Source organism: Paenibacillus typhae (assembly GCF_900099765.1).
Taxonomy (GTDB): domain Bacteria; phylum Bacillota; class Bacilli; order Paenibacillales; family Paenibacillaceae; genus Paenibacillus_AQ; species Paenibacillus_AQ typhae.
Genome location: NZ_FNDX01000004.1, coordinates 281417 through 290361 on the forward strand (window position 1 = coordinate 281417; position 8945 = coordinate 290361).

9 protein-coding genes are annotated in these 8945 nt (G+C 50.4%); all 9 read right to left on the minus strand.

The window, feature by feature from the left end; translation table 11 throughout:
* Positions 1-80 precede the first annotated feature (80 nt).
* Complete coding sequence (locus BLR64_RS05895; protein WP_090713131.1) at positions 81-1076, minus strand: ABC transporter ATP-binding protein; 996 nt, start codon at positions 1074-1076, stop codon at positions 81-83.
* Positions 1073-2062 (minus strand): ABC transporter ATP-binding protein, encoded by a 990-nt coding sequence (locus BLR64_RS05900; protein ID WP_090713133.1) that lies wholly within the window; start codon positions 2060-2062, stop codon positions 1073-1075. Before BLR64_RS05900 ends, BLR64_RS05895 begins: the two co-directional genes overlap by 4 nt.
* A gap of 562 nt (positions 2063-2624) precedes the next feature.
* A complete protein-coding gene (locus BLR64_RS05905; RefSeq protein WP_090713135.1) occupies positions 2625-3530 on the minus strand; it encodes a dihydrodipicolinate synthase family protein in 906 nt (301 codons plus the stop codon).
* A 211-nt stretch (positions 3531-3741) separates the two neighbouring features.
* Positions 3742-4371 carry a GNAT family N-acetyltransferase gene (locus BLR64_RS05910; protein ID WP_244157625.1) on the minus strand — a complete coding sequence of 210 codons (630 nt, stop codon included), beginning with the start codon at positions 4369-4371 and terminating at the stop codon, positions 3742-3744.
* Between the two features lie 53 nt (positions 4372-4424).
* The gene (locus BLR64_RS05915) at positions 4425-6251 is read right to left on the minus strand and encodes an APC family permease (RefSeq protein WP_090713140.1); all 1827 of its coding nucleotides are present in this window, start codon (positions 6249-6251) and stop codon (positions 4425-4427) included.
* A 146-nt stretch (positions 6252-6397) separates the two neighbouring features.
* Complete coding sequence (locus BLR64_RS05920; RefSeq protein WP_090713142.1) at positions 6398-7273, minus strand: cation diffusion facilitator family transporter; 876 nt, start codon at positions 7271-7273, stop codon at positions 6398-6400.
* A 180-nt stretch (positions 7274-7453) separates the two neighbouring features.
* On the minus strand, positions 7454-8161 hold the full coding sequence (locus BLR64_RS05925) for a Crp/Fnr family transcriptional regulator (RefSeq protein WP_090713144.1): 708 nt from the start codon (positions 8159-8161) through the stop codon (positions 7454-7456).
* A 20-nt stretch (positions 8162-8181) separates the two neighbouring features.
* On the minus strand, positions 8182-8361 hold the full coding sequence (gene rd / locus BLR64_RS05930; protein WP_090713146.1) for a rubredoxin: 180 nt from the start codon (positions 8359-8361) through the stop codon (positions 8182-8184).
* Positions 8362-8709: 348 nt separating this feature from the next.
* Positions 8710-8945: transposase (locus BLR64_RS05935; RefSeq protein ID WP_139171909.1), on the minus strand; the 236-nt coding region annotated here is incomplete at its 5' end.

Sequence of the window (8945 nt, forward strand, 5' to 3'; positions counted from 1 at the left end):
ATAACTCCCTTCTTTCTATTAAGTAAGAATAAAGCTGTATATGGAGCCTGCGCCTGGAGGCGTAAGGCCATAAACCTGATTTAAGCGAATAATTCCTTCCCTGCGCCCGTGTATAAGTGACAAGCGGTCAAATGTCCCGGCCCCGTCTCGGCGAGCGGCGGTCTGACATTCCGGCATACATCCATCACGTGGGGACAACGCGTACTGAACGCGCAGCCTACCGGCGCATTGGCAGGGCTCGGCACCTCGCCCTGAAGAATGATCCGTTCCTTGCGGATATCCGGATCCGGTTCCGGAACGGCCGACAGCAGCGCCTGGGTGTAGGGATGCTGAGGTGTGGTGTACAGGCTGTGCTTATTCGTGACTTCCACGATACGGCCGAGATACATAACCGCAACCCGGTCGCAGATATGCTTAACGACACTGAGATCATGCGCAATAAATATGTAGGTAAGACCAAACTCCCGCTGCAGATCCTGCATCAGATTGATCACCTGTGACTGGATCGACACGTCAAGCGCGGACACCGGCTCGTCGGCGACAATCAGCTTCGGCTGCAGGGAAAGCGCACGGGCAATACCGATCCGCTGCCGCTGCCCGCCTGAGAACTGGTGCGGGTAACGCTGGAGATGCGCCCTGGATAAGCCCACAACATCAGCGAGCCGTTCAACGGTGGCTCTGCGTTCTTTGGCATCGCCCACTCCGTGTACGGCCAGCGGTTCCTCCAGAATGCGGAAAACCGTATTTCTAGGATCCAGCGAAGAGAAGGGGTCCTGAAAGACGATCTGCATCTCCCGCCGTTTCCGGCGCATTTCCTCCTGGGACAGCTTGGTGATGTCCTGCCCCTCAAAGAGCACCTGCCCCTCCGTCGGTTCGATCAGTCTGAGCAGCGAACGCCCGGTCGTCGACTTGCCGCAGCCGCTTTCGCCCACCAGCCCGAATGTTTCCCCCTTACCTACGGTGAAGGAGATATCGTCAACCGCCCTTACGTAACCCTGCGTTTTGTTAAAAAACCCTTTATTGATCGGATAATATTTCTTGAGGCCTTTGACCTCAAGCAGATGTTCCGTGGTCATACCGCATCCTCCTGACTGCTCTCATGAAGCCAGCATCTGCAGCTGTGAAGCTCCTCCTGCAGCGTCAGCTGCGGAAGCGAACTTCTGCAGATGTCCATTGCGTGCTCGCAGCGCGGCGCAAAGCGGCAGCCCTGCATATCTTTGCTCAGGATCGGCACGTTTCCCGGAATGGAATACAATCGTTCCCGGGTTTCATCCATGCGCGGTACCGATTCGATCAATCCGCGTGTGTATGGATGAAGCGGGTTCTTGAATATATCCCGCACGCTGCCTTCCTCCACAACCTTGCCTGCATACATGACCGCAACCCGCTGGCACATTTCAGCCACGACGCCAAGATCATGTGTAATCATCATGACAGCCGTCCCCTGCTCTTCATTGAGCCTGCGGATGAGGTCCAGGATTTGTGCCTGAATCGTTACATCAAGCGCGGTCGTCGGTTCATCCGCGATCAGAAGCTCGGGGTTGCAGGAGATCGACATGGCGATCATCACCCGCTGGCGCATACCTCCGGACAGCTGGTGCGGGTATTCGTCGATAATCGCCTCCGGCCTCGGGATGCCGACCTTCCGCAGCATATCGATGGCATGCTCTCTGGCTTCCTTCTTCGTCTTGCCGCTGTGCAGCCGGACCGTTTCGATGATCTGCTGCCCGACCGTGAACAGAGGATTAAGCGAAGTCATCGGCTCCTGAAAAATCATCGAGACGGCATTGCCGCGAATCTTGCGCATGTCCTTTTCCTTTAATGGAACGATGTCGTCGCCCTTAAACAGGATGCGTCCGCCAACGATTTTGCCCGGAGGATTCGGCACAAGCTTCAGTACCGAAAGCGAGGTAACGCTTTTGCCGCAGCCCGATTCTCCGACTACGCCCAGCACTTCGCCGGGATTAATATAGAGGTCGACGCCGTCAACGGCCGGAATTTCGCCCTTCTCCGTGAAAAAATGGGTACGCAAATCCTCAATCTTCAAAATAGGCTGGACCAAGGGGATTCCTCTCTTCTTTGTTAAAAATTGAACTAAGGTCAAATGTCCGGAAATAAAAACTCCCTGCAGCAGAGAGTTACACCTGACACTACACGAAAGTGTTAATCTGACATTACATGAAAGCATTAATCTAACATCACATGAAAGAAATAACGCTTTAACTCAACAAAGATGTTATATTTAATGACTTTACTATATGAACCCACTTTCGACAAGAAAAATTTTACAAGACTGATGTCCTTGACTAAAAAGGTTATGTGTTGTAATGGCATTGTAGAATTCCGCTCCTTAACTTGATAGTTTTTTTCTACAAGCCCTTATTTTTTATGTCCAACTAAGTGAAGACGATCCAAACTCGTTTGCGGGCGGATGAGGCGATTTAGTGTGATTTTTCCCCTTGATGGGGCTCATTTGCAGGCAATTGCGCCAGATTGGTGTGACTTTTCGCCTTAGTACGGACAGGTACACATACGTCCACACAGAAAAGAGCCGCATCCCCAAGGAAGCAGCTGTTGGTGTGCGAACATTGACAGGCTAGTTTTCTTCTAATCCTGTACACCCTCTAATTCTGTAAACTTTCTAACCCTGCAACCTCCCGTAACACTGCCGTCAGCTGCTCATTCACAGATGAATTTAACGGTAGCAGCGGCAGCGGAAGGGCCGGCTCTGAAATGAAGCCTAATTGCTGTGCTATAGCAGAGGCAACACGCAGACTGCCATATTGGCGGAATAAGGCCCACAGAGGTTCGAGCAATGATGAGATTTGCCCCTCTTCCTCCTCACGTCCGGCCTGGGCCAAGCGGGTCAGCTTCAGGCAAGTTTTCGGAAGCAGGCCGCCCAGCACAGAAAACCAAACCTCACACCCTGCCTTTATACCGGCTGCTGCCGAAGGATCTCCGCTTATGCCAAGCGCCACACGGGATGGAACAAGCCCACGCAGATTTCTTATACGCAAACCGGCTGCTTCAGCACCGGCAGGCACACCGGGAATCTTGATGGCTGCGACATTAGGCAGATTGGCAATCCGGCCGTGCAGCTCATCGCTGAAACGGAAATGTGTGGTATTAGGATTATCATAAACACAGAGTGGCACGGACAGATTGCTGGTCACCTGTTCATACAGATGATAAACCTCTTCATCCGTTAAAGGCTGATACGATACCGGAGCGAACAGAACAGCACTTGCTCCTGCTTTCTGCGCATCCTCTGCCAAATGCAGCACATCAAGCGTCCGGAGCGCGCTTATGCTTGTCATTACAGGTACTCCGCCTGCTGCCTGGACAGCAAGCTGTAAAACCCGTTCACGCTGCGTCCGGGTTAAATACGCATAATTTCCGGTTGAACCTAACACGCCGACTGAGTCAACTCCAGCTGAAACCAAGCGTTCTATCAAAGGAATGAATTCTTTTTCGTTAATACCTGTTTCATCTAATGGGGTAAGCGGAAACGCGGATAAACCTTGGAACATCTGTCTGCACTCCTTCAGTAATGGGCTGTTCATATTGAGCCATTATATGAATGGATTGGACCCATTATAAGTGCCAATTCGCAAATAAATTACTGGTCCACTCCTGCTATCATACAAATTACACAGGCCATATTTCAGGCAGCTTGTAGACCAGGAAGTTGAACAAAAGCTGCCGATCCCATTGACAGTTGCTTTCTTGGTATTATTGAGCTCATAATCTTTTAACAAGGAACAAATTCAGATCGTCATCTACAATTACCTGCTGACTATATTGCAGGTACTCCCCGTGTTTAAATATTCCTTTGCCATCCGGAACATATCCACGGTTGACGTATAAGGCTTGTGCAGCCCCATAATCACTGAACAGGCCTACACCAAGGCCTGAGACTTCTGATCGTTCTCTAACGATATCTTCTGCTTTATCCATCAACAATGTGCCCACTCCGAGACGTCGATACTTAATCAGGACATTGAAATCCTGGATTTCCGGTATAAGCCGCTTTTTAAAATAGGGATAATCTGATTGCCAAAGTACATTGACATAACCCGCAAAATCACCGTTCATTTCAGCCACCAATGTGACCCGCTGCTCTTTTTCTTGTTCTATCCAATATTTTCGAAAAAGAGTTTCAGGCTTCTCCCACCCTTGATTATGAAACGCCTCGGAGATCACTTTGAGATCACTTTCATTCAGGATCCGGATAGTTACTTCAGTCATAAAGTCACCTTCTTCTTTTCTTTTAGTATAAATTAAACGAAAATCTTTATATGGGATAAAACGAGTATACTCAACAAATATGCCCGTTAACTTGACAAAACGCCAGTGTAAAATTGCACGCAAAAAAGCCGCCCCAAGCCACTTTCATGACTTTGGGACGGCCCCTTCAGGCTTCATTACTTCTTCAAATGATAAGGCACCGTAGTAACAATTACATCGCTGCGGAACAGCAGACGGGCACGGATCAGCAGGCTCGACTGGTTGTGCAGGATGTTGTGCCAGCCTTTTTTTGGAATAAACTGCGGAATAATAACTGTGACTCTATGATTTAGCTCTGCCGCTTTCCAGTTGACCGTGTCAATGAACTTGGTTAACGGTTGAACAATGCTTCTGTACGGTGTATAGAGGGTAACCAGACGCACGTCCGGCTGCCACTTTTTCCACTTCTCTTCAAATATCGCTTCGTCTTCCCGTTCAAAAGGAACGTAGACGGCGATAATCTGCTGCGGTGACAGCGATTTGGCGTATTCCAGTGAGTTCTCCACGACATGGGTGATTCCGGCCACCGGCACGATGATGACATTGCCTTCGATTTTGACCGTAGGCTCACAGGTTGTGATTCTAAGCTGGTCGGCAATAGCCTCGTAATGCTTATGAATTCTATGAAAGACGAACAGGAGAATCGGCAGGAAGACAAATACTGGCCACACCTGAGTGAACTTGGTCAGGAAGAACATCATGGTTACAATGAAGCTGATCAGCGCGCCGACGGTGTTGATGACGAACTTCGGCATCCAGCCTGCCGGCTTTTGGCGGAGCCATTTTACCATCATCCCGGTCTGGGATAACGTAAAGGGAATGAATACCCCCACCGCATACAGAGGAATTAACTGCTCCGTCTCTCCTTCAAACACATAGATCAGCAGCATCGAGAGCACGCCCAGGATAATAATCCCATTGGAATACCCCAGTCTGTCTCCACGCATTGTGAACATCCGCGGGATGAATTTGTCCTTGGCCAGATTCACTGCCAGCAGCGGGAACGCCGAATAACCGGTATTAGCCGCCAGAATCAGAATTAACGCAGTTGTACCCTGAACAAAGAAGTACATCGCATTGCGCCCGAAGGTCTGCTCCGCAATCTGCGACACAACCGTGACGTCAGCACGGGGAGAAATTCCGTAGTAATAGGCCAGCACAACAATCCCGGAGAACAGGACCGCTAACAAAATTCCCATCGCCGCCAGCGTTTTGGCCGCATTGGAAGCTTCCGGGCTTTTGAAATTGGGAATGGCATTGGAGATCGCCTCTACCCCGGTCAACGCAGAGCTCCCCGATGAAAAGGCGCGCAGCAGCAGGAACAAACTGATTCCCGCCACCGGAGTACCGATTGAGGTATGCAGCTCTGCCGGAACGTTACCCGTTAAGATGTTATACAGACCGGTGCCGATCAGAATGAACAAGGCCAGCACGAACAGATAAACCGGATAGGCCAGAACGGATGCGGATTCCGTCACGCCTCTTAAATTCAATAATGTAATGAGCAGCACAAAGATAATGGCGATCAGCACCTTATGCTCATGCAGGCTTGGAAAAGCCGATGTAATCGCGTCTGTTCCCGCCGATACACTTACCGCCACCGTTAGAATATAATCCACCAGCAGCGAACCGCCGGCGACCAGCCCGGGATATCGGCCCAGGTTTTCTTTGGAGACAACATAAGCTCCCCCGCCGTGCGAATAGGCAAAAATAATCTGCCGGTAGGACATGATCAGTGCTGTCAGCAGTACCAATACCCCGATCGCAATCGGAATGGAATACCAGAAGGCCATTGTACCAACGGTAACCAATACAATTAAGATTTGCTCGGGACCGTAGGCAACCGAGGATAAAGCATCTGAGGAAAGAATCGCCAGCGCTTTCTTTTTATTTAACTTCTGCTCCCCGAGTTCAGTGGACTTTAGGGGTCTGCCAATCAAAAACCTTTTCAAAAAGGAAATCACGGGTTTCACTCTCACTTTGCATGTTAGCCTTATTATCCTGAAAGCATATCATCTGCCGGATTAAGCTAGTGTTAGGATTTCGCCTTCAGTATTAAGATTGCATTAAGATAAACCGTTTTCTCCAATAAAAAAAGCCCCTTTCGGGGCTACTTCGACGGCTCATAGTGCACATGCACCTCAATGACTTCGGCGGATTTCTTCAGCTCATTCTCCACGTTGGTAGCAACATTATGAGCCTCCTGAAATCCGAGGCCGTCTTTGATCGACAGGACAACGTCTACTACAGCATTACTGCCGTAGTTTCTGGCCCGCAGCTCTTTAACCTCCTCCACGCCTTCTACCTGCTCCACGGTCTCCCTGAACGTATGAATAATCGTTTCATCAAACCCGTCGGATAAGTGGTGGGAGGCTTCACGGAAGATATCCCATGCTGTTTTGCAGATGATAAAACCGACCAGTACAGCTGTAACAGGGTCAAGCCAAGGAAGGCTAAACTGGGAGCCGACGATTCCGATTACCGCACCGACGCTGACCAGGGCATCCGAAAAATTATCCTTGGCAGCGGCCATCACGGCCTGGCTTTTGATTGTAAGCGCAAGCCGCTTATTGTAACGGTAGACAAAATACATCACAGCTGCACAGAACAGCCCTGTCCAGACGGAGATCAGATCCGGCGGCTCTCCTCTTCCCTTAAAGACAGAAGCAACCGCCGTAATCAGAACCTGCACACCGACCGCCATCATAATGAAGGAAGCTATTAATGAAGCTATCGTTTCCGACTTCCAGTGGCCATATGGATGGTCAGCATCAGCCGGCCGCTGGGCTAACTTCAGTCCGATCAGCACCGCGATGGAAGCTACAATATCCGTTGCATTGTTCAGGCCGTCCGCCTTGAGGGCTTCCGAGCCCGATACATTGCCGATTATCAATTTAAGAGCGGATAGACAGATGTAAGCAATAATACTGATAATGGCCCCGCGTTCACCCATTTTTAGGTTTTCATAACGCTGCTGCTGTTCCATTTTTCGTTTCTCCCCTCACCGCCCATTGCATTGTTTCATAGTAGCAGACGTAATTTGAGTGGGTCTAGAGAAACGTTTTTCGACGCGGGACGAATAATGTCTCCGGGCAAAAAAGCTTGCACTGAAGCAAAAGGTTTGCCATATAGAAGGATATTTCAGCCAAACTATAAGGGCGTTCAGTTAAACCGTATACTTCTCCAAAGACGGCCGGTCCTTCACGATCAGCTGCTTGTTGCCGACCAGCTCGATCAGGCCCAGATCCTCGAACCGGGCGAACTTGCGGCTGATCGTCTCGCGGGTGACACCCACATAGCTCGCCAGCTCCTCGCGGGAGAGCGGCAGCTTGATCGCAAGGCCGCCGCTGCGCGGCTTGCCGTACTTGTCGCCCAGCTCGAGAATCATATGGGCAATCCGGATCTCCGGGTCCTTGGTCGCCAGACTCTGGGCCAGATTCTCGGTATGGGCCAGCCGCTTGGCGACGGTCTTCAGCAGCTTGATCGTAATGTCCGGGTTCTCCGCCATCAGCTGCTCCATATCCGTCCGGGTCAGCATGCAGATCGCCGTCTCGGTCAGTGCGTAGGCGCTGAAGTTGCTCAGCTCCCCGCTGCTCAGGATATTCAGCTCGCCGAAAAATTCCCCGCTGCTCAGCACATGCAGAATCTGCTCCTTGCCCTGCGGCGTCATTTTGGACAGCTTCACCTGCCCCTGCTGGATAATAAACAGCGTGTCTGTCGGCTGCTCCTCCAGAATCAGCGCCTGGCCTTTGGCGTATTTGCGGTGCCTGATCATCGCGCTGATCCGCGAGAGCTCACTGCCGCTGAGCGAGGCGAAGATCGGCACCTTGCGGGTACACGGCTCCGCAGCGTTTTTACAGGAATGTTCCGGCATTCTGTACCCCTCCTTGGTTATTAGGATACGATCCGCTTCTGTGCGACCGGTTCAAAGTGAGTGGTATCTTCCCCGCATACCGGGCAGACCCAATCCTCCGGCAGATCCTCAAACGTCGTACCTGGTTCAACATCCTCATCGGGATCTCCGAGCGCCGGATCATAAATATAGCCGCAAGGCTTGCAAATGTATTTAGTCATTGTTAATTCCTCCTGTAAAATAAATTAGTTGGATTTTCGGCACTTAATTCCATCATTTCTAAAGTTTTGTAATCATTAGTTGGAAAATCGCCACTTGTTTTAGGCCGAAAGCTCCGTTTGGAGCGAAAGGTGTATCGTTAGGTGGCGTTTTTCCACCTAAATTCTTCAAACCGGCGGTTATCCGGAAATTAGGTGCCGATTTTCCACTTAGTTTGGTCAGCAGCCGCCGTGGGGGGGATTCCCGCACACTCGATCGTCAACATAGCTGCACTCTTGAGTCAATTTCATAATTCAGTTTGTTGAGTAGCAAGACTGGGCCAAAATTTTTGAGATCGTTTTTAAAAAAAATCAGGCTACTTTCTGGAAACTGTTTAACTGCTTGTTCAACTTGTCTAGCGCAAACTTACTCAAATTGTAGGCCAGTGTACTGAGCTGGAAATCCACACCTGCCCGGACACCGCGGTGACGTGTACGTTTCATGCCAAAATACTCTTTGAGGTACGCAAAAACTCGTTCCACGGCCGTTCGCTTGTTGTACAGTTTCGTAAAGCTCTCGCTACCTCTTGCGGGGTAGGCGTGCTTTC